1 protein-coding gene is annotated in these 525 nt (G+C 64.4%); it reads right to left on the reverse strand.

What is annotated here, in order from left to right; genetic code table 11:
* Window positions 1-525 (reverse strand): HupE/UreJ family protein (locus ACV229_RS40705; RefSeq protein WP_448088674.1); only part of this gene is annotated, 525 nt, incomplete at both ends.

The raw sequence follows: 525 nt of genomic DNA on the forward strand, positions 1-525 counted from the left end.
GGTTGATGCGAAGCCGAAGCCGTGAATCAGCCCGAACAACAGGGTGACCACCAGCCGCAGGCGGCCGGTATCGACCATGTGCCCCGACATCAGCAGGTAGTTCGTGCAAAGGAGCGCCGACCCGACGAGCAGCAGTGGCGGCAGCGTGCCGATGTGAAAGAGACTCGCAACCGCCATGGCAACGAGCGGCAGGCCGATGGCCGCCGCTACGAATCCCGATTTCCGGGTCGCCACCGCAATGTTTTCCGCGCCGATGATCAAGATCGTCAGGCCTACGAGTGCGTCGATGAAATCCGCGTTCGGCCGCAACGCGCCGGTCACCGCGAGGGCGAGGGTGATGCTGTGGCCGAGCGTGAAGCCCGTGACGACGAACAGCAAGTCGCGCACGCGTCTCGAGATCAGCACGAGCCCGAGCATGAACGACATGTGGTCGGGGCCGGTGAAGATATGTTCGATGCCTAACCGGATGTAGTCGAGAAAGCTCGCGTCGCGCATCTTGGCGTCGCCCGCGGCGGCGCGGACCTC

The organism is Burkholderia sp. MR1-5-21 (assembly GCF_053427715.1).